Consider the following 26,695-nt stretch of genomic DNA (forward strand, 5'->3'; position numbering starts at 1 on the left):
CTATTTCTTCTTCGCTTTTTTACGGGTCTCTTCTTCGACCCATTTACCATCGCGATAGAATGCACGCCAACCTGTCGCTTTACCATTGACCTCGGTCATAACGTACTGCTCTTTGGTCTTTCTGCTGTAGCGAATGACACTCAGGTTGCCTTCAGAGTCATTCTTAGGCGCACTGAACAAGAACTCATATTTCGGATCAATCTCAGCCTGATGTGGCAGTATTTCCACAATCTTCGGAGCACGTGTTTCTCTGTTTCTCGGGAACTGGCTTGCTGCCAAGAACAAACCAGACGCACCATCACGCAGGATGTACGTATCCTCTACCTTTTCGCACTGAAGTTCAGGCATTGGAACAGGATCCATCTTAGGTGGCGCTGGCTCACCGCTCTTCAACAACTTACGGGTATTTTTACACTCAGTACAACCGAAGTATTTACCAAAACGACCGGTCTTAAGCTGCATCTCAGCTGAGCACTTATCACACTCTAGAACAGGACCATCATATCCTTTGATACGATATTCACCCTTCTCAACTTCAAAACCGGAACAATCTGGGTTATTACCACATACATGTAACTTGCGATTTTCATCTATCAGATAAGAATCCATTGCTGAGCCACATAAATTACAACGATGCTTCTTACGCAGAATGCGAGATTCTTCCTCATCATCGCCATCAGCGCTAACAACCTCATCACCAGAGACTAAGTTGATCGTACACTTACAACGTTCTTTTGGTGGCAAGCTATAGCCGGAACAGCCTAAGAAAACACCGGTACTGCCCGTGCGGATCATCATATCTCGACCACAATCAGGGCAGGAGATATCGGTCTCTGTAGGAGCATTCGGGCGCATACCATTCTCAGCATCCTGCGCCTCTTCCAACTTCATAGAGAAGTCAGCGTAAAACTGATCTAGAAGCGCTTTCCAATCAGCACTGCCTTCAGCCACATCATCAAGGCTTTCTTCCATCCGTGCTGTAAAGCTGTAATCCATCAGGTCAGAAAAGTTTTCACCTAGACGTTCTGTAACAATATCACCCATTTTCTGAGCATAGAAACGTCGGTTTTGAACTTCTACATAACCACGATCTTGGATCGTCGAAATAATCGCTGCGTATGTCGATGGACGACCAATGCCTCGTTTCTCAAGCTCTTTAACTAGGCTTGCTTCGGTGAAACGAGGAGCCGGTTTCGTAAAATGTTGCTTAGGCAACAGATCGACTAAATTTAGATTATCTCCAGCCTGAACATCCGGCAGGATAATATCTTCTTCGCCTTTGCCCTTCGCAGGCATAACGCGTGTGTAACCATCAAACTGTAGAATTCGACCTTTGGTAACTAATTCAAAGTCACCAGCAGACACAGTTACACGCGTGCTTAGGAATTTCGCTGGAGTCATCTGACAAGCTAAGAACTGTCGACGAATAAGCTCGTATAAGCGCTCAGCGTCTCTGTCCATGTTTTTCAGCGCAGTAGCTTCCACATTTACATCAGACGGACGAATCGCCTCGTGGGCCTCTTGAGCGCCCTCTTTGCTGCTATAGCTGTTAGGCGTTTCAGGTAGGTATTTACTACCGAAATGATCGCCAATGTACTCACGACAGTTCGCAACGGCTTCCGCACTTAAGTTTGTCGAGTCTGTACGCATATAAGTGATGTAACCTGCTTCGTACAAACGCTGCGCCATCATCATGGTTTTCTTAACACCAAAACCAAGGCGCGTACTCGCAGCCTGCTGCAGTGTTGACGTGATAAATGGAGCTGAAGGTTTACTGCTGGTCGGTCTATCTTTACGGCTGATCACTTCAAATGAAGCCGAACGCAACTGCTCTAAATGCGCTTTAGTTTCTTCTTCTGAACTTGGACGGAAAGTTTCGCCGTTTATTCGATGCACTTGTAATTTCAGTGCCACTTTATCTTTCGTTAGCGTATCAGCCTGCACTTCCCAAAATTCTTCAGGGATAAATGCACGAATCTCTTTTTCCCGCTCAACAACCAACTTAACGGCAACAGACTGAACTCGACCGGCAGATAAACCGCGTGCCACTTTCTCCCAAAGTAGCGGAGAGACCATATAGCCAACTACACGATCAAGGAATCGGCGTGCCTGCTGGGCATTAACACGATCCATATCCAACGCAGAAGGCTGCTCAAAGGCTTCAGAGATCGCTTTTTTAGTGATCTCGTTAAAGACAACACGACGGTAACGCGTATCATCACCGCCAATCGCTTCACGCAAGTGCCATGCGATCGCTTCCCCTTCGCGGTCCAAATCGGTTGCGAGATAGATTTCGTCAGCATTCTTAGCTAGACGTTTAAGTTCATCAACAACCTTCTCTTTACCCGGAAGAATCTCGTAATGCGGATCCCATCCTTTATCAGGATCGATCCCCATGCGTCCAATAAGCTGCTCACGCGCCTTCTTCTTTTTATGTATAACTTTTTGTTCAGGCGACATTTTACGCGTCAGTGCCGCTTGGCGAGCCCGTTCTTTCGGATCGCTCTTTTTAGTACTGCCACTGGTTGGCAGGTCGCGAATATGACCCACACTGGATTTTACAACGTACTGATTACCCAGATATTTGTTAATGGTCTTCGCTTTCGCGGGTGATTCCACGATTACCAGGGATTTTCCCATAGCGTCCTTCTTTCCTCGGGCTACATGGTTAAACGCTGACGAACTATCTATTTTTGCAACTTGTCACGATATTACTGTGCAAAAACCGTTCACTTTCGAGTTTAGCGCTTAACTAACAATAATATTTGGGAGCATATATAAGTGTTGAGAATGCTGTGGTCAAGCAGCAATTGCGATAAAAGTAGACCAATGGATCAACAAGAACTTTACCTATCAGCACTTACAAGCCACAATAATCACCATAATTAACAATAATTTAATCGTCCAGAAAATACTGATGCTTAACGATAATCTTTTATTTGTAATTCTTATCGCAGTGGTCGGCCTAGTCGCCATTACTGTGAATTTTGTAATTACGACTCGAGAGCAGCAGGAAGACGCTAAAGATCAGCGTCTTACTTGGCTAAAAGGACAGGCAGAACATATTCTGCAGGCCATTGCTGTACTACGTGAAGCAGACTGCAAGCCCGAAATTATTCAAAAGATTAATGAGCATGCAACCTCTCTTCTTGAAGAGGTTGCTATGTTAGCACCAGACTCGGAACTATTTAATTCTCTCACCCAGCAGAAAGACACCGCTGATAAAGCATTTGCTTCTCCTGATGTATTCGATAGCGATAAGGCACTGAAGCGAGCGCAGATCTATATTAACTTTGCTGAAAAACTGGTACTTCAATTGGCACGGGGTGGAAAAATCACTTTAACGCTTGCTCGTAGCTATCAGCAAGAGTTGTACTGGCTACGTATAACTGTGGTTGCTGATGCTCATGTAAGCCAAGGTAACCGTTTTTTACAGAGCGAAGACTCCATGACGGCAGTTTCCCATTATCGTCACGCAAAAGCTCTGCTAGTAAGGGCAAATATCCCTCATACGGTTAAAAAACCACGTTTGGACACCGTAGATAAACTGATTGAAGAGATCCAACCAAGAAAACCACGTTCCAAAGGCACCCTTGCAGACTCCTTAGATCGCCTTCTTTAGTCGATCTTCTTAAAACGAGGAACAACTGAACCGTTTTCTAGGGTTACCGTCTCAACAAACATATCTAACGGGCGCACCCAAGTAGATTCATCACCGTAGCCCAACTTGTATACCACTAGCCACTCTTCAGTTTCAGAATGTCGCGCCACATCTAAAACAACGTATTCGGGCCCTTTATAGTGTTGGTAACGACCTGCAGGTACTTCAACTGGTGGTAACATCAAAAATTGCCCTCACTAAATTCTTTAAGCTGTTGATAAAGAGATTCCATGATCTCTTCACCTTTATCACTATTTCCAGCCTCGTCCCAATGAACACCGACATAGGCTGGCGTTGATTCTAAAGAGAAAACCCCCTTTGGAAGCTCCTCTAACAGCGCATTTAATTTATCTAATTGCGGCTCAGATAACGTGCGCTCACCTTGAGCCCAGCACCAACCAGCATTCAAACCGATATTAGCAATGGACTCTACTCGGAAAACTTGCCAAGCGTTGAAGTTATTCTTCTGCTCACGGCTTAAGCCTTCACGTAAAACTCGATAAGCGGTCATATTACGTTCATCTGGCTCCATTTCGCCCTGTGCTCTAGGCGGCTTCATCTTTTCGAGTTGTATTTGGAAGCCCAGCGCTTTTGCTTTAAGCCTTAGAGATGCTTGGTATTTTTGCTTTTTAGTAGGCATGACCCACATCATTGAGCCTAACAAAGACATCATTATCAGGACGATTATCATCCATTCCATTACTAAACCCTCAGCCCAATTACCGTACGCGCGGAAACATTGAATAGCAGACTGTACATGACTGGCGTAAAACACCCAGAAATAACACAACCTATTAAAATATTGATAGAAATCAGCTGCCGCGAGTTTACCAGAGTACGCACTACAACGCTCTATGCTAATCTGTTAAATAGAGTTTGTAAGTCACTCTCAACAGCCTTAAACATTTTGCTAGTGGAGATGCAGTTATGGGAACTTATTCCAAGATACTTTTAGCATTAGACCTCTCAAACGAATCTGAACAGCTAAAAAGTAAAGCCTATGAACTTGCAAAAGCGAACGACGCACAGCTCTATGTAGTTCACGTTATTGAACCACTCAGTTTTGCTTATGGGGGTGATGTTCCGATGGACCTAACCTCAATCCAGGAACAACTAGATAAACACGCCCAGCAAAAACTCAAGCGCTATTGCGAAACACTGGATTATCCGGTAACTGAACAATTAGTGGTAACTGGTCAAACCGAATCAGAGATCCACCGTCTTGCCGACGATTATGAGATAGATCTGGTTATTGTAGGAAGCCACGGCCGCCACGGCATTGCCCTTCTACTCGGCTCAACCGCAAACGGCGTACTACATGGCGCTAAGTGTGATGTGTTAGCAGTAAGAATTCAGGATAAAGACTAGGAAGGGATTACTCCCCTTCCTGCATCGCTTCCAACTCGACCCAGCGGTCCATCAGTTGCTCAACCAGTGATTCCTGGTCCTGTAATTCACTGAGTTTTTGACTCACGAATTCGTGATTCTGCTGATAAAAATCAGGAGCGGCTGTTTCCGTTTGCAACGTTTCCAGCATCGCTTCCGCTAGTTCTAACTGAGCAGGGAGCTCATCTAATTCACGCTGCAGTTTGTAACTTAGCTTTTTCTTCTTCGCAGGCTGAGAAGGCGCCGCTTCTTTGACTTGAGGCTTTTCAGCTTTAGGCTGCTTACTCTCCTGTTTGACAGGTTCCGGGCGCTGCCTCAACCAATCTTGATAACCACCAACATATTCATTCAGTTCGCCTTCACCTTCGAATACCAAGGTGCTAGTGACCACATTATCCAAGAAAGAACGGTCATGGCTTACTAGAAGAATCGTGCCATCAAAATCTAGAATGATCTCTTCAAGCAATTCGAGTGTTTCAATATCCAGATCGTTGGTTGGCTCATCCAGCACTAACAGGTTTGCAGGCTGACTAAAGAGTTTGGCTAACAAAACCCTGTTTGTCTCACCACCGGATAACGCTTTTACAGGCGTTCGCGCTCTTTCAGGCGCAAACATAAAGTCATTCAAGTAACTGATCAGATGACGATCACGGCCATTGATGCTGATACTCTCTCGACCTTCAGCTATGTTATCCATCACTGTTTTTTCTGGATCAACCTGAGCACGTAACTGATCAAAGTAAGCAATTTTCAGATTCGTACCGAGCTTCACTTCACCTTGATCAGGAGATTGCTTACCTAAAAGCACGCTTAACAAACTACTCTTACCGGCACCATTTGGCCCGATAAGACCGATACGATCACCTCGTTGCAAGACAAAATCAAAGTTACTAAACAATGGCTTGCCAGCATACCCCAACGACACATTTTTAAGCTCTGCAACTAGCTTACCGCTGCGAGCCGCCTCCTCTAAGGAGAACTTAGCCTTACCGCCTCGTTCACGTCGGTCCGCTCGTTCATTACGCATCTTTTTAAGAGCTCGGACACGCCCTTCATTACGGGTTCGACGCGCCTTAATGCCTTGACGAATCCAAGTTTCTTCTTGCGCCAGACGCTTATCGAATAGCGCATTCTGCTTCTCTTCGTCCTCAAGCATCTTCTGCTTTAGATCCATATAAGCAGAATAGCTACCCGGGAACGATGACAGCACGCCACGATCAAGCTCTACGATACGCGTCGCCAAGCGATCCACCAACGCTCTATCGTGAGAGATAATCAACAGGCCACCTTTAAATTCAAGCAGTTGCTGCTCTAGCCATTCGATAGTCTCGATATCTAAATGGTTGGTAGGCTCATCGAGTAATAAAAGATCAGGATTCTGAACTAACGCGGCACCTAAGGCTGTGCGACGACGCCAACCTCCTGACAACTCAGACATTAATTTGTCGCCAGGCAGATCCAACTGTTCAATGACGCGCTGAACACGCTGCTCTAAATGCCAACCATCAACCGCTTCAATCTGATGCTGAAGCTTATCCAGCACCTTCATGTCTGCATTTTCAGATGCAGCAAGCTCATCGTAATCCTGACGTAGCTTTTGGATATCACCCAAACCTGCAGTAACTACATCACGTACTAAACGCTCATCTGCCGCTGGCATTGCCTGAGGTAATTCTGCGATTCGACACGTTGGCGAAACCCAAAACTCACCACCATCAGCTTTGTGATGACCTGCAACCAGCTTTAACAGTGTTGATTTACCAGCACCATTCATACCGACCAAAGCAACCCTTTCACCGGGATCAATTTGGAAATCAACGTTATCTAGTAAAGGTTTGGCGCCAAAGGCCATGGATATTTTATCGAGTCGAATCAGAGGCATGATAGGTCAGCTTTTGTTCATTGAGGCCGCTATTTTACTCATTTTCGACAGATATGCATGAAAATGCTGCATTCAGGTAAATTATTATTTAATTAAGCCGTTAATCTATCGTATAAAGTGATAATGGATTATTCATAGGACTTGAAAATGAAACCTTTTTGGCAAACAACAACCGGTGTGTTCACTTTAACATCGCTACTTATTACAGCACCGATTTCTTACGCATCCATAGAACAACAACGCAAACAATTTTTGCAAGCTGAAACCTACCTAAAACAGAACAAAACCCAGTCTTTTAAGAAGGCTCGAAAAGCACTTAATGATTACCCTTTAGCACCTTATTTAGATTATCAATACGAGCTAAAACGGCTGTATAAATCCAATTCTGGAAACGTATCTGCATTTATCGAAAAATATCCGAAACTACCGATCGCTAACCGACTCAACCGCACTTGGTTAAATCACCTCGCGAAAAACAAAAAATGGACGACCTACCGTAAGCATTTTAGTAACCACCCAGTTACTAGCATTCGCTACGAGTGCCAACAACAAACAGCGCTACTCAATGGCAATTCTCAGCAGAAAAAAGCAGCACTGTATCAGGCGCGTGAACTATGGATGGTAGGCAAATCCCAACCTAAAGCATGCGACCCGCTGTTTAAAGCTTGGATGGCAACCGGTCGACCGACAACGAATGAAGCTTCCCAGCGTTTTTGGATGAGCGTTGAACAAAATGAGATCAAACTCGCTCGTTACCTAACCAAGAAGATCAAAGATAAAAAACAGAAACAACAAGCTGAGCTTTTCTGGACACTTTACAATTCTCCAGAACTTGTTGATGGCTCAACTATAAATAAAATTGATAAAGTTCAACGCCCTATAGCGGCATCTATCGCTTATAAACGCTGGTATCGTAAACAACCAATAACAGCCACTCAGTCTTGGCTTAAAAAGCGCGACGGGCTGATGCCGCAGGTTGATCAAGATGAAGTCAGCCTATACATGGGCGAGCGGCTGAATTGGACCTATCACAGCCAAGCAATCAAGCTGAGTAAGCAGCTTGACCCTGAATACCGCATTGAGGAACTAACAGAGCGACGTATTCGTAATGCCTTAGCTAAACAGGATTGGAAGACGGTTGTAGAAGCAATTAGTCATCTCAATGAAGAAGAGAAAAAAGATTCTAAATGGCAATACTGGTCTCTCATTGCTGAAAGGCATCTCAAGCCTAATACCGACCAAAAAGAAAAAATCGCCGAAGTCGCGAAAGACAGAAGCTTTTACGGTTTTTTAGCGGCAGAGTTAAATAAAAGCCCTTTCCAGCTTAACGCTAAATCAGATGCTGTAACTCAAGAGCAACTTGATGAGTTAGCCAAATTACCTGCTGCAGCCCGCGCAGGTGAGTTATTCAAACTAGGTCGATTGACCGAAGCGAATCGAGAATGGCGCCTCGCTCTGTCTCAGATGGATGATCAGCAAAAGAACCTTGCAGGTTATCTAGCTAACTCTTGGGGTTGGCACCTACAAGCGATCATCAATGCTGCCAAAACAGAGCGTTGGGACCATATAGATCTTCGCTTTCCTTACCCCCACGCAAAACTTTTTAAAGAACATGCGCTTAAGAACGATCTCGATCTAAGCTTCCCTGTTGCTATAGCCCGTCAGGAAAGTGCATTCCTATTTAACGCTACATCCCGTGTCGGCGCCCGTGGTTTAATGCAGTTAATGCCCCAAACAGCCAAACTTACAGCCAAAAAGCATAAAGTTCCGTATAAGAAAAATGCAGAGCTAGATAAACCTGAGATTAATATTACGCTGGGTTCAGCCTACTTAGGGGATATGCTGAAAAAATTCGATAACAACCCCGCCCATGCAGCAGCGGCCTATAATGCAGGCCCTCACCGTGTAACTAAGTGGCTTAAACAACGTGGCGATCTACCTTTAGACATCTGGATTGAAACTATTCCGTTTAAAGAAACGCGCAAATATGTTCAAAGTGTATTAGCATTCCGCGTCATTTATGATCGCTTAGAAGGTCGGCAGGCCAGCTTACTTAACGATAAGCAAATCGCCTTGTTAGCCGTTAACCAAAGCAAGAAAACCGCTTTATAAACAAATAGTAAAAGAAGATATCTGTATGACGAATCCTTGCTGGATTGATATTGGCGTTAACCTTACTGACAGTAGTTTTGATAAAGACAGGGAAGATGTAATCCAGCAAGCATTAGAACAGGGTATTGAACGCCTAATCATTACAGGCACAACACTCGATGAGAGCTTACAAGCTATCGATTTATGCCAAAAATTTCCTGAACATCTCTACTGCACAGCGGGAATTCATCCCCACTACGCAAAAGATCACACAGGCAATCAACTGCAAGAGTTCAACGCGTTATTAAAAGAAGACTGTGTCGTCGCAGCGGGCGAGATGGGGTTAGACTTCAATCGAAATTTTTCTACACCGGAACAGCAAATCAATGCTTTTGAAAAGCAACTTGAAATCGCATGTACACACCGACAGCCTCTGTTTTTACATGAGCGAGACGCCCATAAAAAACAACTAGAGATGCTATACAGCTATAGAGATCATATTCCCCATGCTGTAGCACACTGCTTTACGGGCACTAAGGTAGAGCTTTATAACTACCTTGATCTGGATATGCACATTGGCATTACAGGTTGGATCTGTGATGAAAGACGTGGATTAGATCTACAAAAGCTGGTCAAAGACATTCCTTCCAATCGTTTGATGCTTGAAACGGATGCTCCTTACCTTCTTCCTCGAGATATAAAACCGAAACCAAAATCTCGCCGCAACCTTCCAATCTATCTGCCGCACATAGCGACAAAAGTCGCTGAACTAAGAGACGTAGAGTTAGATCAGCTACAGCAAGATGTTTATCAAACCACATGCGAATTCTTTGGACTCAATTAGACACACGCTGAAGAAATTCTAGGAGTTTGGATTGATCAAAAGGCCACTCCAGTTCCTCTTTACTCTCTAAATCCAACAACACTGGAATTTTAACACCATAACGTTCAACCAAATCATCGTCATCTGCAATGTCGACCTGATAAATAGCATACGCCTGCATATCCACAGAAGATGCTATCAACTGCTCTGCCACTTCACAAAGATGACAACCTACCGTTCCCATCAATTCCAGTTCTCTCACTCTATTTACCCTTGCTAACTTTTTTATTTCAGACCGTTTGACCGGAGACCTGAGCTAGATCACAGAATGCCTACAACCCGCATGCTATAGTCCACAGTCAATGTATATAGCGAATAAAAACCAGATAATACCGAAAAACAACGACGTACGTTTAAACAATGACGAATTGATCATGCAAAAAAACCAACACTGATGGATTAATCATGGTCAAGTTAAGTAACCCATAGAGCAATTTGCCCAAATAGGCTTAGCCACTTAAGACTCTCAACGTTATATAACATACGGCGAAGACTGGTCTTTTGACTCCTAGGAAAGCCGACCACGCCCTTTTTAAACAAAATGTCTTATTGAGTTAGATGACATCAAAGATCGCACAGAAGAGTTAAATTCTGTGAGTGTCAGTCCTACAGATTGCTGATTAGGCAAGTGGTACTTGAAAGGTGCAGGTCTTAAACCCTTGAAACATATTCTAGGTTAAAAGTTAATAAATACTCCCTATGCAGCAGTGCATCATTCTGTTTTAAAAGCGCTTTAGTACCAAAGCCCGGATTTAAAGAAAGACAAATCAATCCATAAAGGGACCATAAAGCAGATGCGAAATACAGAAGAATAGAGTTATAAATTTCTGCAACATATAGAGGATATGATTGACGAACGAAACCTGACGAGCAATTAAAATCACCACATAAAACGAGTGTTTTACCTACAATCAGTATGACATTTATTGAACCAAGGCCGTAACACCTTAGTGTGATCGACCAAGGAATACCTTGATACATTGCACCGCACAAGAATATGCTGGACATATATATTCACGAAAACGCAATTAAAAGTTGCGATATTGTGAGCTAAACCGTAAAACTTGTATTTCCACTATTCCATACTCGTTAAGAATATGTGAAGCAGGCAAGATGGAAGGACGGATATGACAAAGAAAGGCGACCCAATGGACAACAATAGCAACCTACTTTCCAACCCTCAGGAGTTTATTGACTACCTGAACACCGAAACCCAGAAAGTATTAGAGATGTTCTCAGCTTCTGGCTGTGATGATATTTTCACTAAGTTCACGCAATCCTGGACAGAGTTAGCTAACCGCTCTTGGGAAGACCCTACCGTTTGGATCCGTGCAATTACTGACTATCAGCAAAGCCAAATGAGCCTGTGGACTAACCTGCTAACAGGCAAAAGCAGCGAATCTGTTGCACAGCCAGCACGTGGCGACCGTCGTTTTCAAGCAGAAGAATGGTCTCAGAACCCAGTTTTCGATTACATCAAGCAGTCTTACCTACTAAGCTCTAAGCTTCTTCAGGAAATGGCAGCTAATGCAAATCTTTCTGACCAAGAACAGAAGAAACTTGAGTTTTACACGCAGCAATATATCGATGCGATGTCTCCAACCAACTTTGCAATCACTAACCCTGAAGTTCTTCAACAAGCGTTGGAAACTAAAGGTCAGAGTTTAGTTGATGGCCTTAAGAACCTACTAGGTGATGCTGAAAAAGGCCGCATCTCTATGACTGACGAGTCTGCATTTGTTCTAGGTGAGAACATTGCAACGACTGAAGGTTCTGTTGTATTTGAAAACGAGATGTTCCAGCTTATTCAGTACAAACCAACGACTGAAGAGACTTACGCTCGCCCAACAATGATCGTGCCTCCTTGCATCAACAAGTTCTACATCCTTGACCTGCAAGAAAGCAACTCTTACGTAAAATACTGCGTAGACCAAGGCCAAACAACCTTCGTTATTTCTTGGTTGAACCCAACAATTGAACAGGGTCATATCACTTGGGATGACTACGTAGAAAAAGGCATCCTAAAAGCGACCCAAGTAGTTCAAGACATTACTAAGAGCGATAAAGTTAACGCAGTAGCATGGTGCGTAGGCGGTACTCTACTAACAACTGCTCTAGCGGTAATGGCAGCACGTAAAGATACGTCTATCGCTTCTGCAACGTTCTTCACGACACTTCTAGACTTCACTGACCCGGGTGATCTATGTGTATTCATTGACGAACAACAGATTAAGAAACTGGAAGACAAAGTAAATAATCAGGGCTACCTAAGTGGTCGTGAGCTTGCTACGTCTTTCAACATGCTACGTTCAAACGATCTAATCTGGTCTTACGTTGTTAACAACTACCTTAAAGGTCAAACGCCTCCTCCGTTCGATATCCTGTACTGGAACAGTGACTCTACTAACCTACCAGCAGGCATGTACACGTACTACATCAACAACATGTACATGGAAAACGGTCTAACTAAGAAAGACCAGTTAACTATCTGCGGTGAGAAGATCGATCTTGGTAAGATCAAGATCCCTTGCTACTTCCTATCTACAATCGAAGATCACATTGCTCCATGGAAAGGTACTTTCGAAGGTACCGAACTACTGAAAGGCAAAAACGAGTTCGTTCTAGGCGCAAGTGGTCACGTTGCAGGTGTTATCAACCCAGCTTCTAAGAACCGTCGTAACTACTGGATCAACGGTGAACTAGGTAACGGTGCAGATAGCTGGTTAGAATCGGCTGAGCGTCAGGAAGGTTCATGGTGGCCTCACTGGGCTGAGTGGTTGAAGCGTCGTGCTGGTAAGAAAGTTGCGGCTCCAACCGCACCAGGTAACGATGAGCACAGCGTTATCGAAGCAGCACCAGGTCGTTATGTAGCAGTACGTATCGACTAAGTTAATTAGAAACAAAAAACGGAGCATCTGCTCCGTTTTTTTGTTTTAGTCCGTTTTATATTTTAGACAGTATCGATTATTCAATCTCAGAGCGTAACTGCTGAATATCTTCTTGAAGCTCCTGATCCTCAGTGAATCCCGCAAATTTCTCTGCTTTAGCCAGAGCTTCGAGCGCATCCTCTTTTTGACCTTCTTCAAACAGGCGCTGAGCTAAAGAGTATTGAATCGACGCTTTATACTCTGTATCTTTTAAGCTATCAGCCAACTGATAAGCTTGCTGATAGAGCTTGATCGCATCTTGGTTTTCTTCTGAGAAGTCAGCTAGTGTTTCCCAAAACACAGGGTGATCGTTCTTCTTTCCTTTATACTGCTCAGCTAAAGCTTCCAATTCAGCATAAACCGAATAAAACTTTTTTTCGTTATCCGTCTCAGCCGCTTTCATCATCGACTCAGCAAAAGCTTCAATCTGCTGAAATATTTGTCTGTTCATTAATTAACTCTCCAACCATACGTCTTTGGCCCAGTTCCAAATAGATGGCCACTCGTCTTCAATCGTATCACCGTGTTGCCAAAGCAGGATGGCCGCATCTTGCGTAATACAGTAATAGCCATTCGCATGCTCACAGATCGGGATATACTCTCGAGGCATACCTATATCCCAAGCTGTAGCAGCTAATTCAGGTAAAAAAGTGTGCGAACTTGGATCAGCCACAGTCGCCGGTTCAATAGAACCACAAACAATATCACTTACCTCAAGCAGGAAATGCTTATACTCATCCGGGAGTGAAATCAAAATCTGCTCTTCGATCTCTACAAGATCATCTTCATCAGGCAGATCTAAAGGCACAGGAACTTCGACATTACGTTCTTGTAGCAACTCAATAATATCTTCCATATAGGCGCTCCTGTATTTAAGCTTCTCAGATTCGGAGGCAGACTAGTCGAGCAGAACAGAGAAGTAAATAAAAGAGAGCAGTTATATCCCCCTTTAATAACTTTAGAGAATAATTATATACACAAAGACCTTAAACATTACTTCATACGACAGCCAACACGCCAAAATATGTAATACTTTAGAATTAATCTAATCCGAATTGCTAACTCCTTTGGCCTTATTTCCCAAGACATTGCCAACAGAATCCGTATAATTCGCGCCAAACATCCTGCAACCTCCAGAAAATGTAATAAAATTATGTTCTATGTGTTGCAGAACAAAGAAGTCTCGGGTGATAACAGCTGACTCACCAAAGTCATGACTGTTGCGGCCACAAGCCCCCATCCCCGCAGCTACTTCACAAACCATTATTATTATTAAAATGGCGAAGTTCCTATGACCACAAAATCAGTAGACGTATTGCTAGTCGGCGCGGGAGCTATGAGTACGACCCTTGGCGTCATGCTCAAGCAGCTAGATCCTTCCCTGAAAATCAGCATGATCGAGCGCCTAGATCATGTCGCCCATGAAAGTACAGATGGCATGAACAATGCCGGTACGGGCCACGCGGCATATTGTGAATTGAACTACACGCCACAAATGCCAGACGGCACGATCAATGCCACTAAAGCTTTCGCGATTAACGCCTCTTTCGAAGTTAGCTTGCAATTCTGGTCATACCTCGTAGAACAAAACGCCCTTCCTGAACCTTCTCAATTTATCAATCCTGTACCACACCAAAGCTTTGTATGGGGTGAGAAGAACGTAGAATTCCTTCGCAATCGTTATGAAACATTGAGTGCTACGCACCAGTTTGCGGATATGGAATACAGTGAAGATCATGCAGTCTTGAAAGAGTGGATGCCACTGGTCATGGAAAACCGTGATCCAAGCGAGAAAGTTGCAGCCACTCGTGTTGCTTACGGCTCCGACGTAAACTTTGGTTCGCTTGCACGCAACATGGTGAACTTCCTAGAAGCTCAAGATGATTTCGAGCTTCTACTTAGCCGTACAGTAAAAGACCTGAAGCAAGACCAAGATAAAAACTGGACGGTCACCCTTAAGAATGACCAAACTGGCGATAAAGAAGTTATCAACGCTAAGTTTGTATTCCTTGGTGCTGGTGGTGGCGCGCTACCACTTCTACAAAAAGCGGGCATCTCCGAAGGTAAAGGTTATGGCGGCTTCCCTGTAAGTGGTCAATGGCTAGTTTGCCGTAAACCAGAAATCGTTAAGAAACACCTAGCTAAAGTTTATGGCACAGCACCTATCGGTGCCCCACCGATGTCTGTACCTCACTTGGACACTCGCGTCATCGGCGGTGAACAGGCACTACTGTTTGGCCCATTCGCTGGATTTACGACTAAGTTCTTGAAGAAAGGCTCTATCTTCGACATGCCACTAAGCATCAACCTTGGCAACATCAAGCCGATGCTTTCTGTAGGTATGAATAACATGGACCTTACTAAGTACCTAATCAGTGAAGTAATGCAGTCTCACAGCTCTCGTGTAGACGCACTAAGAAACTTCTTCCCTGATGCGAAAGATGAAGACTGGGAACTTTCTTACGCAGGTCAACGCGTGCAGATCATCAAAGAAGATGAGAACGGTAAAGGCAAGCTGGAGTTCGGTACCGAAGTAATCTCGGCTGAAGATGGTACGCTTGCTGCTCTTCTAGGTGCCTCACCTGGCGCATCAACTGCAGTCCAGACGATGATCAACATTGTGGAAACATGCTTCGCAGAAAAACTTGCTACACAAGAGTGGCAAGATAAGATTCATGCGATGATCCCATCTTACGGTCAGGATCTGACTCAAGATGCAGCGTTACTAAATAATGTGCGTAAGCGCACTTTATCTACACTGGGGCTTGATACTATAAAAAAGACTGAACTGCAGGCTGATAGCAGCCTGCAAGATCAAGGCACAGCAGCCTAGTCGAATATAACTATAATGATATAGAGCCAATCCTAAAGCCGGTCTTCTGACCGGCTTTTTTATTTCCCTACCCTTTTCGCTACAATAACCTTTTAACTTTTCCTGTCGTTACTATGCAATGTCGAGAAAACTGCGGTGCCTGCTGTATTGCACCGAGCATCACCAGCCTAAACAAACCTGCGGGCGAACGTTGCAAGCATTTAGATCAGCAAAATCGATGCGAAATCTTTGGTACAGATCAAAGACCAAAAGCTTGTGCTAACTTTGCACCTGAAGAAGAATTTTGTGGTCAAAACAGAGAAGAAGCGCTGCAGATCCTAACCCTTCTGGAAAGTAGCACTCATTAAACGATACAGCTTTTAGGCAATAAAAAAGCAAGCCCTAGGCTTGCCTTTCTATCATGTGCAGGACGGGACTTTAACCCCGTAGCAACAGCTTAAACTTTAACGATGTTTTCAGCTTGTGGGCCTTTTTGACCTTGAGTCACAGTAAACTCTACTTTTTGGCCTTCAGCTAAGCTTTTGAAGCCTTCGCCCTGAATTGCACTGAAATGTGCAAATACGTCCGGACCACCTTCCTGCTCAATAAAACCAAAGCCTTTTTCGTCGTTAAACCACTTAACTGTTCCAGTTGTTGCCATCTTTCAAAACCCTATTTTGGATAATTAAAATCAGCCGAAGCAACGAAAGATTTCCTGCTTAAAGCTGTTAAATAGAAAAAACAGACAGCATTGAAAGAGTTAGGCTAAGAGTTTCCTTGCCGCAACGTTAAAGCAGCCATGTCTTTTCCGATCATCTGATCATAGCGCTGCTTTGTGTTAATTCAATTCCATTTGTGTGTTTTTTGATGTTTTTTTGACCAAAACAGACTCTACAATAGTCTAAGACTCGACTAATCGGTAAGTGCCGGGCTGTCATTTCCGCCTTGTACACAACTTGTTAGCATGATTAAACGCTTAATTTTTACTATAAGATTTAATCCATCTGTATTTCATCGCGGTATACTTAAAACCAGCACAAGTTAAAGAAGAGTTGTAAAACTTCATTCCGCCTTTTTCAGTTGTATCTAAGGATCATCCCCTGAAACGTCTACAAGAAATCAAAATAATCCTTACCCTTGGCTTCCCTATAGCGATCGCTCAAGTAGCGCAAACCTCTATGGGTTTTGTCGATACCCTGATGGCCGGACGTTACAGCGCAACAGATTTAGCCGCAGTAGCATTAGGGTCAAGTATCTGGCTACCCATCTTTATTGCTAGCCAAGGCATCTTAATGGCCACCACACCCATGGTTGCGCATCTTGTAGGTGCCAATAAAGAAAATGCTAGCTCGGAGACACTGCATCAGGGCGTGATCATAGTCGCGATTTTAAGCTTACTTGCGATCTTTGCCCTGCATAACTGCGATCCAGTTCTTGCCTTCATGGGCGTAGAGGAGGAGCTAGCTAAATTAACCACTCAATACATGGCTGCTATAAGCTGGGGATTCCCTGCCCTTCTGCTTTATCAACTTATCCGCAGCTATATTGAAGGTTTTGGTAAAACGCAGCCCGCGATGAAAATTTCCATCCTTGGACTGTTATGTAACATCCCACTTAACTATGCACTTATCTATGGCGAGTTTGGTTTTCCAGAACTAGGAGGCGTAGGTTGCGGCTGGGCAACAGCGATTGTTATGTGGATTATGTTCTTTAGCGCGTTTATCTATCTAGCTAAGTCACCCACCTTTGTAACGATCAAACCTTTTTCTGGTTGGTCTCTACCTGAACCATCAGCACTTAAAAACTTTTTAAAGCTCGGACTGCCCATCGGCATCGCCCTTTTAATTGAAGTCAGCATGTTTTCGGTAATTGCTCTGCTTTTGGCAGATCTTGGTGAGGTAATGATCGCCTCTCACCAGATCACGATCAGCTTTACCGGCCTGATCTTTATGCTGCCTTTAAGTATATCCCTGGCACTCACCATACGCGTTGGTCATCAACTCGGAGCCCAAAAACCTGAAGCAGCAAAATTCAGTGCTGTTACAGGTTTGATTATCACTTTAACCTTGGCAATCTTCAGCTCTTCACTGATGGCAATATTTGCAACGCCAATTGCCGAGCTTTATACCCAAGAAGTTCAGATTATTGAGATCGCCAGTACATTGATCATTATTGCAGCCCTTTTCCAGTTCTCAGATGCCATCCAGATAACATGTTCAGGCGCCCTTAGAGGCTATAAAGATACCGTTGTTCCACTTATGCTAGTGTTTATCGCCTATTGGCTCATTGGTCTTCCTTCTGGTTATATCTTAGGTAAAACCGAGTTGATTACTGAAGCGATGGGTCCTAAAGGGTTCTGGATTGGTTTACTTATTGGCTTAACCATTGGCGCTATACTGTTAATTACTCGATTACACTGGAAAAGCAACCAAGTGCTCAGCCAAGCCCAACATCATTAACCTAGTTATGCTAAAACGGTTCTCAATTCTTATCATCGTACTAATATCCGTTGGCGGATGTAGCCGAGATACGCCTGAACTAGTCTTAGAGAATTACCTTTACCGTCTGAGTAACACTCTCGATCTAAATCAACCTCAGCCATACCTCCCCAAGACAAGAGTGCAATTCCCACTTAAACGCGAACGAATCCTTAAAACCACAGAGATCCGTGAAGGCCTGCTAGACGTTCTGAAACTAAAACGTTGTGATCTGCTGCCCCTAATCGCAGAGCGGAATAGCTCTCTTGGCAAGGTAGCCAAGCCATCAACAAAATTACTATATGAGCTTAATTTCTATCATTTACTGACTCAGTGCCGAGAATCTTTGCGCAACGACAGCGCGATTGATACTGAACTGCTAAAAAGAGTAAACGACATCCATCGGGTTAAACGTGATAATTTGCCTGCCGAATTATGGAATGGGGTATTTACCGCACCAGAAATGGAAGCCAATTTCAGCCGTTCGCAAACAGCTCTACCTCTAGTTGATAACAGCAGCACTCAACAGAGCATTGAAGCCTTACAAACCCTTGTAAATTTAACCAAGCATAACCTTGATCAATTAGGAAGGACAAAACCTAATAAAGATCACTTAAACCAAGCCTTTAAAATCTTACACAGCAATAGATCTGGCCCAGCAATTATCAGCTCACTTGAACTCCTTACTTACCACCTTGATCAAGCTGCAAGTTTATTAGAGCAACGAAATTCGCCTAACACCCCTCTATGTAGAAACCAAAGCCCAAATAAAACGGCACGTATTCTAGAAAACGTTTTCTATAAGTTCTATATCGGTGAAGTTTTACCTTATTTAGCGCAAATTGACCGATATGCCTCCAAGTGGCTCGACCTTAATCAGCAATTACTGCAAAATTACACAGCACTTTCGGTAAGCATTCCACAATCAATGGAAACTTATTCAACCACTATACTGTCCAAAACAGCACCTCATGGCATTTGGTTGAGTTACCAACGCGCTAGGGACAAACATACTGAAGCTTGGCAAAAAACCTTAAAAAATTGCGGCATGATGCCGACACAGAAAGACTAACCGCTTTTGAGCTACGGATTGGACATTGAACCCAGCCTTTAAATCAAAACAGCACAGTAATGGCCTATCATTCAATACAGCATTTTTTGTGTTGTTACTGTTTGCTTCAGCCCTTCTACTTACCCAAGTGGATGCTGAAAGCGTGCGCCTGAGCAAAGCTGATATTGAAAAGTTGGGAAATAAATACGGTGCAAAAGCAAAACGTCGACTCGAAACTTGGCAGAACCTATTAACTGAATTGGCCAATGAGAGCGAAAGTCACAAGCTAGAACGTGTAAACGACTTTTTTAACCAAGTGCGATTTATCGATGACATCAAGCACTGGAAAAAGAAAGATTACTGGGCCACACCCGTAGAATTTCTGATCACCAACGGCGGTGACTGCGAAGATTTCAGCATAGCGAAATACTACACACTCAAAGAGCTGGGTGTACCTGTAGAAAAAATGAATTTAGCCTACGTTAAAGCCTTGGAGTACAACCAAGCCCACATGGTATTAACGTACTACCCCAAGCCACGTGCAACCCCTCTAGTTCTGGACAATATTAACGGTGAAATTTTGCCTGCTTCCAAGCGTACAGACCTGTTACACGTTTATAGCTTTAATGGTGATAAACTATGGCTCTCAAAAATGGGCCGTAGAACTACGTTAGTAGGAACATCAGACAGATTAAAGCCTTGGGTAAAACTACAATCTCGTATTGAAAACAATGACATTAACCTAAGGTAGGTTTAATGATGAGGAGTATCTATTATGTCACTGGTTAACCAACTTATCGCCGCGATTTTTGCGGTACTTATAGGTTTGGTTTCTGGCACCCTTTACATAATGTCAGAAAGCTCGCGCTCTGTTCTCCAGGATCAACTGGAGTCACACGCGCAAGATTCTGCTACCCATTTAGGCCTTTACCTTGCCCCTTATATGGCTGAAAACGACAGTGCGACTATCGAAACAGCCGTTAATGCAATTTTCGACAGTGGCTTCTACCAGCGTATTATTGTGACTAATGGGGATGAAGAGGTTCTGTTTGAGAAAAAGGCGCCGGAAACCATTAGCGAAGAAGTACCTGAGTGGTTTAGGTCAATGGTGCAAATAACTCCGCCATCAATGTTTAGGGAAGTCGCTCACCAATGGCAACAAGTAGGGAGAATCTACGTACAAAGTAGCGCAGGCTACGCTTACGAGAAACTATGGAAAGGTGCGCAAGATAGCATCATACTGTTTATATCTTTATCCCTCATATGCCTATTGGCTATCAGCTCACTGATTAGATACCTACTAAAACCATTACACACAGTTGAGCAGCAAGCTATCGCTCTGTCTGAAAAACGCTATCTAGAGCAAGAAAAGTTACCGGGCACACGTGAACTAAAGCGTGTAGTACAAGCAATGAACCGTATGGTTAAGCAAGTGCAGGTAATGTTCGAAGAGCAAGCTCGCAATATTGAAGAGCTACGTCGAAACGCCTATCAAGACAGCTTAACTGGCTTATCTAATCAACGCGCAACTGAAGCACAACTAGCCGAACGCCTTGATTACCGTAAAGATTTTGGTAGAGGCACTCTATTCAATATCCACCTATGCAATCTGCAAGAGACCAACCAGCAGATAGGTATGGATAAGACCAACAACTTGCTGAAACACCTAGCTAGCCACTTAGAAGATTTTGCACGTGGATCAGATCAGAGCGTACTTGGTCGTGTGACCGGCGCTGACTTCATACTGCTAGTTAATACAATCGATACCGACCAGCTGAAACTTAAACTGGAACAACTTGATCAGGAAAGCCGCAAACACCTTGCACAGCTAATGGGCCAAGATATCGAAGGCTCAATAATTAGTATCGGTAGCTGCGAATGTAACGATGAAAGTAACAGTAGCCAGCTTCTATCTGAAGCTCGCATAGCAAGTAATGAAGCCGAAAAATCCAAAGTATTATGGAAACAATTCAACACTTCAGAAAAAATCGCCGCTCAGCCGCAGCAATCCGACTGGAAACAACATGTTGCTAATGCGATTAATCAGCGCCAAATCTTTTTACAAATTCAAAGCGTATTTAGTAAAAAACCTGGTTCAATGCCGATTCAGGATGAGATCTTTGCACGTATTCTTAATCAAAATAACCAGCCAGCTTCTGCCGGCGAATTTATCAGTGTTGTAAAAGAGCTTGGTTTAATGCCCGAGATGGACAGAGCCGTAATCGAACTAGCCTTAGAGCAGCACGAGAAGATAGCCTGCCCGCTAACGATTAACTTGAGTCATGAAGCTGTAAGTAGTGAAAACTTTAGAACATGGCTTCTTGATAAGTTAAAAACGATTAGCCCAAGCGTTAAAGTTCTATTCGAGCTAGATGAAACGAGCGTATTAAATAATATTGAAGGCATTCTAGAATTCCGAAAGGCTCTAAAATCCATTGGCGCTGAATTTGGTGTCGACCATTTCGGTATTCACCCTAGCGGCTTCTCTTACCTGTACTCAATACAACCTGATTACATCAAGATTGATGGTTCACTAATTCGTAATATCGATCAGAACGATGAAGACCGCTTCTTTGTCAGCAGCCTAATCAGCGTAGCTCACAGCCTTGAGATCAAAGCCTACGCAGAACATGTAGAGAGAGAAAGTCAGTTACAGATCCTTGAAGGCCTGAATGTGGATGGTAGCCAAGGTTACCTTCACGGCACACCAAAACCCTTAAGCAAAGCTTAAGGGTTTTGTAGCAGCTTTACAGGCATAAAAAAACGGCGGTATAACCGCCGTTTTTTTGTATCTGCTGTAGAACTTACTTCCGACCAACTAGCATCTCAAGCTTTTTGCTCATCCGCTCTTCACGCTCTTGCTCTTTGCGCTTCTCTTGACGTACTTTGTTGATCTCTTTCAACTTACCTTTCGCGTGATCTGACTCTTCTTTAGTCACAACACCAGCAGGCTCACCGTTAATATCTATACGCTCAGCGCCTTCACGCAAGGAACGGTAGTAGTTCAGCGAACGAACATAACTCGCAAGGGCACGTTTGATTTTGTTTTTAGCGACTTTTTCGTCAGCAACAAGATCTTCTTGAATGCCTATTTTTAGAGGCCTAACGTTTTTACGATCAAAGGTTTTCGGATACGCTTCCATCAACTGCTGCAGAGCAGCCATATTTGCAGCACGGTTTTTGGATTTCGCCTTTGGCGTTTTGTTTACTACGTCATTCACCTGATTAGCCTCTGATTGGAAAACTTGCTTTGACTGAGTCAGATTCGCCTCCGCAGAATCTAGCATATTTTCCAATTGATCAATTAATTGCCTAGTTTTAGTACTTATCTGCTCAACATCCACAGACATCATTCACCCTTACGAATGTAATACCCGTAAAGGTCGTCTTCTACATACTGCTCAACCAACTCATGCCCTAAAAACGTACAGAACTTAGGAATGTCACGCTGAGTAGAAGGATCAGTTGCCAAAATATGCAGCACTTCCCCTGCCAGCATATCCCTAACATGATTATGCAACATCATAACAGGCTCAGGGCAGTATAGGCCCTTTGCATCAAGAATATGGTCGGCTTTGATGTCCGTCATGTTTTATCTCTTGCAGAAAGATGCATATTGTCTCAAATTACCCATGACAGCAAAAGTCATTTAATCAGTAATTAAGCAACTAAAGTCGCTTTTAAAATAAAAATAATCCATTCTATATGTGTGGAACGTAGTTTTAGATGGAGAGATCATATGATTCGAGTACTTATCGAACGACATATTGCCGATGACTTAGGCGAGCACTATGAAAAAGCTGCCCGTGAAACGCTACAATTAGCGATGCAAGCACACGGCTTCATTTCTGGCGAAGCTCTTAAAAATGCCAGTGATCCAAACCACAGGATGGTTATTGCAACCTACAGAACTCTTCAAGATTGGCAACGCTGGGCACAATCCTCAGAGCGCCAAGATATGATGGCGACTCTTAACCCAATGCTAGAAACCGAGGAAAAAGTCACCGTTTTTGAACACTAATATCTGAAACTGCCATCTTATCGCTGTATTTTTATAGCACTCTAAGGTGGCAGGTTATCTCCTCTCGATCATGGTAAAGGTGTTTAGCCGATAACTCATACGCTAAGCCTTCCTGCATAAACCTTTCAGCGATTAGATTTAAACAAGATACAACCTCTTGATAGCGCTGCTTCATTGGCAGTTTCAGATTGAAGATAGCCTCATCGCACCAACCATTGATCACCCAATCAGCCGCCATCCCGGCCGTTTTAATCGGTTTATCTACAACATCACACACCATCATATTGACAGGCTGCGCAGGTATAAATTTATAAGCATCTTCTTGAATATGGGTCACTTGCCCAGATTCCATCAACTGATCTTGCATGGGTCCGTTGTCTACTGCAGTAACAAACATACTGCGTTGAACCAACTGCCAGGTCCACCCACCCGGCGCCGCACCTAGATCGACTGCTGTAGAACCATGAGGGATTCGTTGATCCCAATCGTCACGCGGAATAAACCAATGCCACGCCTCTTCCAATTTCAACGTTGAACGACTTGGCGCTTGTTTGGGGAACTTAAGACGGGGTACACCTAGCGACCAAGGCGCAGAGTTGTTCACAGGCGCATAACCCACAAACATTTCACTGCCAGACAAAACGAACAGCAACAAACGATTACCTTTACTATTCGCTTTTTTCTTCAAACGTCCACTTTTACGTAGTTTTTGCGCCAAAGCCGAGCTGAACTTCTTCGAAAAGGTAGCCAACTCGCGACCATCTGTAGTATCAGGGTATTCTGCCCAAAGATCAGTACAATCAGGAAAATCATTAAGAATCTGTTGTAACTGCGAAATGCGGTCGTCCCGTTCTAGTTGCTGGCAATCGCCACAAACCATCCACTGCCTTACAAAAATCAAACTATTAAAATCAATTTCAGCAATAGCCCTCTCTGCATCACCTGGAGTTTGCAAATGGAACTCAACATAACCCTGACCAGACTCTAAGGTGCAGTATCCGTATAGGCCGATAGTAGAGCACTGATCAGTAATCTCCCCTGCGACCTCTTTCTCGAAGCCTGAGCGGCACTGTAGGACTAATCGATTAAAATATGTCAACTTAGCTGTTTCCCGATAATCTGAGCGATATGGTCCATATGCTGAATTTGCGTAAAACCTGAAGCCTTACGTGGCTTGATGTCATGATCACCATCCTCAAACCAATGCACATGGACAGATGCCGGCAAATTGTACTCTGTAACTTCAGGAAGTGAACCCATTGGATCTCTTTCGCCTTGAAAAATATACAAAGGCTTCGATAGATCCTTTAAATGATCAACGCGCAACGATTCTGGCTTTCCACGCGGATGAAAAGGATAACCGAATACAAATCCGGCACTTACAGCTGGATGATTAAGTAGCATTGAAGCAGCACGACCACCCATAGATTTTCCCGCCAAATACAGGGGCTTACCATCCACTACTTGCTCTTCAATCATTTGTGTAAAGTAATCCAGCAAGTTAGGCATTCTATCTGGGGGACGTCGCTTGCCAGTTTCTCTGATGGTCTGCATATATGGAAATTCAAAACGAACAACCTGCAACCCAAGTTTAGCTAAGCGCTCCGCCATCTGTTCCATAAACTCACTGTCCATTGGCGCACCCGCACCATGTGCAAATAGCACTTTCCCCGCTTTCAAATCACCATCAATTAACATAAACAGCCCCTTAATCAGTCAAAAAATGAGTTTTACCGCTGTTTCAAAGTTGACTTGAATCAACAAACGCTGAGAAAAGCCTTACTGTGCAGCACAAAATGCGACGTTTTTTACGACAAAAAACGCCAAAATTATATCTCTTTTTAAAACAAAGGATTACAGACTATAAAAAATATTCCTTATATTTCATTAAGTTAAAAAACACCCCAACCTAAAAGTATCAAGCAAACAATACCTAGGTAGAAATTTCGCAACTGCGACAAAATGCCTCATTGAATGACCTAAACACATTGAAAATAAGGCCCTATTCCAAGATAATTGCCTGCGAAACTCAAAATTTCCATAAATAGCTTGTTGATGAGAGCCTGACATGAGCACAGCAACTGAACACCCCACCTACAATTATAAAGTGGTGCGCCAGTTCGCCATCATGACAGTAATTTGGGGTATCGTCGGTATGACCGTCGGTGTCCTAATTGCTGCACAGTTGGTTTGGCCAGCACTAAACTTTGATACAGCGTGGCTGACTTACGGTCGTCTACGTCCACTGCACACTAACGCAGTTATCTTTGCATTCGGCGGCTGTGCCCTGTTTGCAACGTCTTACTATGTAGTTCAACGCACCAGCCAACGCCGCCTGATCTCTGATGGCCTTGCAGCGTTTACATTCTGGGGCTGGCAAGCAGTTATCCTTGCAGCAGCAATTACTCTGCCGCTAGGTCTAACTTCTTCCAAAGAATATGCTGAGCTAGAATGGCCAATCGACCTGCTAATCACTATCGTGTGGGTTGCATACGCTATTGTATTCCTAGGTACTGTGAAGATGCGTAAGACATCTCACATCTACGTAGGTAACTGGTTCTACATGGCATTCATCATCACTGTAGCTGTTCTACACATCGTTAACAGCATGGCTATCCCTGTTTCTATGTGGAAGTCTTACTCCATCTACTCCGGTACTGTAGATGCGATGATCCAGTGGTGGTACGGTCATAACGCTGTAGGTTTCTTCCTGACAGCTGGCTTCCTAGGTATGATGTACTACTTCGTACCAAAACAAGCTGAACGTCCAATCTATTCTTACCGTCTATCTATCGTTCACTTCTGGGCGTTGATTGCGACATACATCTGGGCTGGTGGTCACCACCTTCACTACACAGCGCTTCCTGACTGGACTCAGTCTGTAGCGATGGTTATGTCTCTGATCCTTCTAGCTCCATCTTGGGGTGGTATGATCAACGGTATGATGACTCTATCTGGTGCTTGGCATAAGCTTCGCACGGATCCAGTTCTTCGTTTCCTTGTTGTATCTCTTTCCTTCTACGGTATGTCTACGTTCGAAGGTCCAATGATGTCTATTAAGACAGTAAACGCACTGTCTCACTACACTGACTGGACTGTTGGTCACGTACACGCTGGTGCATTGGGTTGGGTTGCAATGATCTCTATCGGTGCGGTTTACCACATGATCCCTCGCCTATTCGGTAAAGCTCAGATGTACAGCGTTGGTCTTATCAACACTCACTTCTGGCTAGCGACAGTAGGTACGGTTCTATACATCTGCGCGATGTGGGTTAACGGTATCCTACAGGGTCTAATGTGGCGCGCAGTTAACGCTGACGGTACTTTGACTTACAGCTTCGTAGAAGCACTAGAAGCTTCTCACCCTGGTTACTTTGTTCGTTGGTTGGGCGGTATGTTCTTCCTGACTGGTATGATTCTGATGGCCTACAACACTTGGCAGACTGTTCGTAAAGGCAGCACTGCACCAGAAGCTCAAGCTTCTGCACAGGCAGCTTAAGGTCA

At 43.9% G+C, this 26,695-nt stretch carries 25 protein-coding genes; 13 read left to right on the top strand and 12 right to left on the bottom strand.

All coding sequences use genetic code 11. From position 1 onward, the window contains the following. The gene (gene topA / locus ACMXYX_RS10650) at window positions 1–2,640 is read right to left on the bottom strand and encodes a type I DNA topoisomerase (RefSeq protein ID WP_415905980.1); all 2,640 of its coding nucleotides are present in this window, start codon (window positions 2,638–2,640) and stop codon (window positions 1–3) included. Between the two features lie 277 nt (window positions 2,641–2,917). On the opposite strand from topA, the gene ACMXYX_RS10655 reads away from it, so the two are divergent. Next, complete coding sequence (locus tag ACMXYX_RS10655) at window positions 2,918–3,622, top strand: DNA topoisomerase I (RefSeq protein WP_415884091.1); 705 nt, start codon at window positions 2,918–2,920, stop codon at window positions 3,620–3,622. On the opposite strand, the gene ACMXYX_RS10660 is transcribed toward ACMXYX_RS10655, so the two are convergent. Continuing rightward, entirely contained in the window at window positions 3,619–3,843 is a 225-nt protein-coding gene (locus ACMXYX_RS10660) for a DUF1653 domain-containing protein (protein WP_415905981.1), read from the bottom strand. The genes ACMXYX_RS10655 and ACMXYX_RS10660 overlap by 4 nt on opposite strands. Beyond that, window positions 3,843–4,361 (bottom strand): hypothetical protein, encoded by a 519-nt coding sequence (locus ACMXYX_RS10665; RefSeq protein WP_415884089.1) that lies wholly within the window; start codon window positions 4,359–4,361, stop codon window positions 3,843–3,845. The genes ACMXYX_RS10660 and ACMXYX_RS10665 overlap by 1 nt, the downstream gene beginning before the upstream one ends. 227 nt (window positions 4,362–4,588) lie before the next feature. On the opposite strand from ACMXYX_RS10665, the gene ACMXYX_RS10670 reads away from it, so the two are divergent. After that, window positions 4,589–5,029, top strand: a complete 441-nt coding sequence (locus ACMXYX_RS10670) for a universal stress protein (protein ID WP_415905982.1) — start codon at window positions 4,589–4,591, stop codon at window positions 5,027–5,029. Between the two features lie 7 nt (window positions 5,030–5,036). Here ACMXYX_RS10670 and ACMXYX_RS10675 read toward each other — a convergent pair whose 3' ends face one another. Then, on the bottom strand, window positions 5,037–6,929 hold the full coding sequence (locus tag ACMXYX_RS10675; protein WP_415905983.1) for an ATP-binding cassette domain-containing protein: 1,893 nt from the start codon (window positions 6,927–6,929) through the stop codon (window positions 5,037–5,039). A gap of 147 nt (window positions 6,930–7,076) precedes the next feature. Here ACMXYX_RS10675 and ACMXYX_RS10680 point away from each other — a divergent pair, with 147 nt between their 5' ends. After that, window positions 7,077–9,041, top strand: a complete 1,965-nt coding sequence (locus ACMXYX_RS10680) for a transglycosylase SLT domain-containing protein (RefSeq protein ID WP_415896474.1) — start codon at window positions 7,077–7,079, stop codon at window positions 9,039–9,041. A gap of 25 nt (window positions 9,042–9,066) precedes the next feature. Continuing rightward, a complete protein-coding gene (locus ACMXYX_RS10685; RefSeq protein WP_415896475.1) occupies window positions 9,067–9,864 on the top strand; it encodes a TatD family hydrolase in 798 nt (265 codons plus the stop codon). Here ACMXYX_RS10685 and ACMXYX_RS10690 read toward each other — a convergent pair. Continuing rightward, window positions 9,857–10,105: a glutaredoxin family protein gene (locus tag ACMXYX_RS10690; protein WP_415884084.1), complete on the bottom strand. Its 249-nt coding sequence runs from the start codon at window positions 10,103–10,105 to the stop codon at window positions 9,857–9,859. The two genes, ACMXYX_RS10685 and ACMXYX_RS10690, sit on opposite strands and share 8 nt — an antisense overlap. Before the next feature lie 925 nt (window positions 10,106–11,030). Here ACMXYX_RS10690 and ACMXYX_RS10695 point away from each other — a divergent pair. After that, window positions 11,031–12,791, top strand: a complete 1,761-nt coding sequence (locus ACMXYX_RS10695) for a PHA/PHB synthase family protein (RefSeq protein WP_415884083.1) — start codon at window positions 11,031–11,033, stop codon at window positions 12,789–12,791. Between the two features lie 76 nt (window positions 12,792–12,867). Here the strand turns inward: ACMXYX_RS10695 and ACMXYX_RS10700 are convergent, their stop codons facing one another. Both ACMXYX_RS10700 and ACMXYX_RS10705 read right to left on the bottom strand, forming a co-directional pair. Continuing rightward, complete coding sequence (locus ACMXYX_RS10700; RefSeq protein ID WP_415896476.1) at window positions 12,868–13,281, bottom strand: tetratricopeptide repeat protein; 414 nt, start codon at window positions 13,279–13,281, stop codon at window positions 12,868–12,870. A 3-nt stretch (window positions 13,282–13,284) separates the two neighbouring features. After that, complete coding sequence (locus ACMXYX_RS10705) at window positions 13,285–13,686, bottom strand: SMI1/KNR4 family protein (RefSeq protein WP_415884081.1); 402 nt, start codon at window positions 13,684–13,686, stop codon at window positions 13,285–13,287. A gap of 435 nt (window positions 13,687–14,121) precedes the next feature. Between ACMXYX_RS10705 and mqo the strand changes: the two genes are divergently transcribed. Both mqo and ACMXYX_RS10715 read left to right on the top strand, forming a co-directional pair. Further along, window positions 14,122–15,663, top strand: coding sequence for a malate dehydrogenase (quinone) (mqo, locus tag ACMXYX_RS10710; protein ID WP_415896477.1), 1,542 nt, complete (start codon window positions 14,122–14,124; stop codon window positions 15,661–15,663). A gap of 113 nt (window positions 15,664–15,776) precedes the next feature. Further along, the gene (locus ACMXYX_RS10715) at window positions 15,777–16,010 is read left to right on the top strand and encodes a Fe-S-cluster oxidoreductase (protein WP_415884079.1); all 234 of its coding nucleotides are present in this window, start codon (window positions 15,777–15,779) and stop codon (window positions 16,008–16,010) included. Window positions 16,011–16,099: 89 nt separating this feature from the next. On the opposite strand, the gene ACMXYX_RS10720 is transcribed toward ACMXYX_RS10715, so the two are convergent. Continuing rightward, window positions 16,100–16,303 (bottom strand): cold-shock protein, encoded by a 204-nt coding sequence (locus tag ACMXYX_RS10720; RefSeq protein WP_415884078.1) that lies wholly within the window; start codon window positions 16,301–16,303, stop codon window positions 16,100–16,102. A gap of 517 nt (window positions 16,304–16,820) precedes the next feature. Here ACMXYX_RS10720 and ACMXYX_RS10725 point away from each other — a divergent pair. The 4 genes from ACMXYX_RS10725 to ACMXYX_RS10740 all read left to right on the top strand — a co-directional run bounded on the left by ACMXYX_RS10725 (window position 16,821) and on the right by ACMXYX_RS10740 (window position 21,901). Then, window positions 16,821–18,101, top strand: coding sequence for an MATE family efflux transporter (locus tag ACMXYX_RS10725; RefSeq protein WP_415884076.1), 1,281 nt, complete (start codon window positions 16,821–16,823; stop codon window positions 18,099–18,101). 7 nt (window positions 18,102–18,108) lie between these two features. Beyond that, complete coding sequence (locus tag ACMXYX_RS10730) at window positions 18,109–19,191, top strand: DUF3080 family protein (protein WP_415896478.1); 1,083 nt, start codon at window positions 18,109–18,111, stop codon at window positions 19,189–19,191. 88 nt (window positions 19,192–19,279) lie between these two features. After that, window positions 19,280–19,921: a transglutaminase-like cysteine peptidase gene (locus ACMXYX_RS10735; protein ID WP_415884074.1), complete on the top strand. Its 642-nt coding sequence runs from the start codon at window positions 19,280–19,282 to the stop codon at window positions 19,919–19,921. Between the two features lie 24 nt (window positions 19,922–19,945). After that, window positions 19,946–21,901 (top strand): EAL domain-containing protein, encoded by a 1,956-nt coding sequence (locus ACMXYX_RS10740; RefSeq protein WP_415896479.1) that lies wholly within the window; start codon window positions 19,946–19,948, stop codon window positions 21,899–21,901. A 73-nt stretch (window positions 21,902–21,974) separates the two neighbouring features. Here the strand turns inward: ACMXYX_RS10740 and ACMXYX_RS10745 are convergent, their stop codons facing one another. Together ACMXYX_RS10745 and tusA are read right to left on the bottom strand one after the other, a co-directional pair. Beyond that, window positions 21,975–22,520 (bottom strand): ProQ/FINO family protein, encoded by a 546-nt coding sequence (locus ACMXYX_RS10745; protein ID WP_415884072.1) that lies wholly within the window; start codon window positions 22,518–22,520, stop codon window positions 21,975–21,977. Then, complete coding sequence (gene tusA, locus ACMXYX_RS10750) at window positions 22,520–22,759, bottom strand: sulfurtransferase TusA (RefSeq protein ID WP_415884071.1); 240 nt, start codon at window positions 22,757–22,759, stop codon at window positions 22,520–22,522. The genes ACMXYX_RS10745 and tusA overlap by 1 nt, the downstream gene beginning before the upstream one ends. A 150-nt stretch (window positions 22,760–22,909) precedes the next feature. On the opposite strand from tusA, the gene ACMXYX_RS10755 reads away from it, so the two are divergent. Continuing rightward, window positions 22,910–23,191: an antibiotic biosynthesis monooxygenase family protein gene (locus ACMXYX_RS10755; RefSeq protein WP_415884070.1), complete on the top strand. Its 282-nt coding sequence runs from the start codon at window positions 22,910–22,912 to the stop codon at window positions 23,189–23,191. A gap of 31 nt (window positions 23,192–23,222) precedes the next feature. Here the strand turns inward: ACMXYX_RS10755 and rlmM are convergent, their stop codons facing one another. Next, window positions 23,223–24,290, bottom strand: a complete 1,068-nt coding sequence (gene rlmM, locus ACMXYX_RS10760; RefSeq protein ID WP_415884068.1) for a 23S rRNA (cytidine(2498)-2'-O)-methyltransferase RlmM — start codon at window positions 24,288–24,290, stop codon at window positions 23,223–23,225. Beyond that, complete coding sequence (locus tag ACMXYX_RS10765; protein ID WP_415884067.1) at window positions 24,287–24,889, bottom strand: alpha/beta family hydrolase; 603 nt, start codon at window positions 24,887–24,889, stop codon at window positions 24,287–24,289. Before ACMXYX_RS10765 ends, rlmM begins: the two co-directional genes overlap by 4 nt. 370 nt (window positions 24,890–25,259) lie before the next feature. Here ACMXYX_RS10765 and ccoN point away from each other — a divergent pair, with 370 nt between their 5' ends. Continuing rightward, window positions 25,260–26,690 carry a cytochrome-c oxidase, cbb3-type subunit I gene (gene ccoN, locus ACMXYX_RS10770; RefSeq protein WP_415884066.1) on the top strand — a complete coding sequence of 477 codons (1,431 nt, stop codon included), beginning with the start codon at window positions 25,260–25,262 and terminating at the stop codon, window positions 26,688–26,690. The last annotated feature ends 5 nt before the right edge of the window (window positions 26,691–26,695 follow it).

Source organism: Neptuniibacter sp. QD72_48, from assembly GCF_047778065.1.
In the GTDB taxonomy this organism is placed as follows: domain Bacteria; phylum Pseudomonadota; class Gammaproteobacteria; order Pseudomonadales; family Balneatricaceae; genus Neptuniibacter.

Coding starts and splice junctions, on each gene's coding strand:
- ACMXYX_RS10695 (WP_415884083.1), top strand. CDS start 11,031: ATGACAAAGAAAGGCGACCCAATGGACAACAATAGCAACCTACTTTCC.
- ACMXYX_RS10740 (WP_415896479.1), top strand. CDS start 19,946: ATGTCACTGGTTAACCAACTTATCGCCGCGATTTTTGCGGTACTTATA.
- topA (WP_415905980.1), bottom strand. CDS start 2,640: ATGGGAAAATCCCTGGTAATCGTGGAATCACCCGCGAAAGCGAAGACC.
- ACMXYX_RS10670 (WP_415905982.1), top strand. CDS start 4,589: ATGGGAACTTATTCCAAGATACTTTTAGCATTAGACCTCTCAAACGAA.
- ACMXYX_RS10730 (WP_415896478.1), top strand. CDS start 18,109: ATGCTAAAACGGTTCTCAATTCTTATCATCGTACTAATATCCGTTGGC.
- ACMXYX_RS10675 (WP_415905983.1), bottom strand. CDS start 6,929: ATGCCTCTGATTCGACTCGATAAAATATCCATGGCCTTTGGCGCCAAA.
- ACMXYX_RS10655 (WP_415884091.1), top strand. CDS start 2,918: ATGCTTAACGATAATCTTTTATTTGTAATTCTTATCGCAGTGGTCGGC.
- ACMXYX_RS10660 (WP_415905981.1), bottom strand. CDS start 3,843: ATGTTACCACCAGTTGAAGTACCTGCAGGTCGTTACCAACACTATAAA.
- tusA (WP_415884071.1), bottom strand. CDS start 22,759: ATGACGGACATCAAAGCCGACCATATTCTTGATGCAAAGGGCCTATAC.
- ACMXYX_RS10745 (WP_415884072.1), bottom strand. CDS start 22,520: ATGTCTGTGGATGTTGAGCAGATAAGTACTAAAACTAGGCAATTAATT.
- ACMXYX_RS10715 (WP_415884079.1), top strand. CDS start 15,777: ATGCAATGTCGAGAAAACTGCGGTGCCTGCTGTATTGCACCGAGCATC.
- ACMXYX_RS10680 (WP_415896474.1), top strand. CDS start 7,077: ATGAAACCTTTTTGGCAAACAACAACCGGTGTGTTCACTTTAACATCG.
- ACMXYX_RS10755 (WP_415884070.1), top strand. CDS start 22,910: ATGATTCGAGTACTTATCGAACGACATATTGCCGATGACTTAGGCGAG.
- ccoN (WP_415884066.1), top strand. CDS start 25,260: ATGAGCACAGCAACTGAACACCCCACCTACAATTATAAAGTGGTGCGC.
- ACMXYX_RS10665 (WP_415884089.1), bottom strand. CDS start 4,361: ATGGAATGGATGATAATCGTCCTGATAATGATGTCTTTGTTAGGCTCA.
- ACMXYX_RS10725 (WP_415884076.1), top strand. CDS start 16,821: ATGGGTTTTGTCGATACCCTGATGGCCGGACGTTACAGCGCAACAGAT.
- ACMXYX_RS10705 (WP_415884081.1), bottom strand. CDS start 13,686: ATGGAAGATATTATTGAGTTGCTACAAGAACGTAATGTCGAAGTTCCT.
- ACMXYX_RS10765 (WP_415884067.1), bottom strand. CDS start 24,889: ATGTTAATTGATGGTGATTTGAAAGCGGGGAAAGTGCTATTTGCACAT.
- mqo (WP_415896477.1), top strand. CDS start 14,122: ATGACCACAAAATCAGTAGACGTATTGCTAGTCGGCGCGGGAGCTATG.
- ACMXYX_RS10720 (WP_415884078.1), bottom strand. CDS start 16,303: ATGGCAACAACTGGAACAGTTAAGTGGTTTAACGACGAAAAAGGCTTT.
- ACMXYX_RS10685 (WP_415896475.1), top strand. CDS start 9,067: ATGACGAATCCTTGCTGGATTGATATTGGCGTTAACCTTACTGACAGT.
- ACMXYX_RS10700 (WP_415896476.1), bottom strand. CDS start 13,281: ATGAACAGACAAATATTTCAGCAGATTGAAGCTTTTGCTGAGTCGATG.